Genomic DNA, 248 nt, shown 5'->3' with positions numbered 1-248 from the left:
ACGCTCAGGTTACGCCTGTCCAGTTCGGCACAAACCGCAGCAAACAGATAAGGCCGATCCGGGCTCCAGATAAAGATCTCGGTACCGCCGCGCGTGGCCTGCGGACTGAGGAGGATCATCGGCTGCGACAAATCATGCTGAAGCAGATGTCGCGCATGCCAGGCAAGCTGGTTTGGGCTGTGGCGGACAAAATAGTTGGCACGACAGCGCGCCCAAATCTGATGCAGCGCCTCTTCATCAATGTTATC

Annotated in this window: 1 protein-coding gene; it reads right to left on the bottom strand. The window is 57.3% G+C overall.

The features are described 5' to 3' along the window. Positions 1–248 (bottom strand): hypothetical protein (locus tag ACPYOI_RS36650; protein WP_481424257.1); only part of this gene is annotated, 248 nt, incomplete at both ends.

The organism is Rhizobium sp. SVR5-2C, assembly GCF_056755115.1.
The sequence above is the reverse complement of the archived record's forward strand: the minus strand, read 5'-3'. Positions and strand labels throughout refer to the sequence as shown.